Here is a 302-nt window from a genome sequence, read left to right as displayed (position 1 = left end):
CCCCCCCCCCCCCCCCCCCCCCCCCCCCCCCCCCCCCCCCCCCCCCCCCCCCCCCCCCCCCCCCCCCCCCCCCCCCCCCCCCCCCCCCCCCCCCCCCCCCCCTTTTTCAAGCAGAAGACGGCATACGCGATCATGAGTACTGTCTCGTGGGCTCGGAGATGTGTATAAGAGACAGGGTTTTGGCTATTCAGCTCTAGTCTGGTATCGTGTTTCATTTCAAAGCCCTGATCCTGTTTGGCCAGCATTTGCCTAATGTGTTGCGCATCGATGGCTTCATGGTCTGTAATGGCCCTAACTACGCC

At 65.6% G+C, this 302-nt stretch carries 1 protein-coding gene; it reads right to left on the bottom strand.

What is annotated here, in order from left to right; all coding sequences use genetic code 11:
* Window positions 1-302: hypothetical protein (locus JHD69_RS20820; protein WP_199142209.1), on the bottom strand; the 302-nt coding region annotated here is incomplete at both ends.

Origin of the sequence: Pedobacter sp. ASV12 (assembly GCF_016429155.1) — a bacterium.
Classification (GTDB): domain Bacteria; phylum Bacteroidota; class Bacteroidia; order Sphingobacteriales; family Sphingobacteriaceae; genus Pedobacter.
Note: the sequence above shows the minus strand (reverse complement) of the source record. Positions and strands in the feature narration are given on the sequence as shown.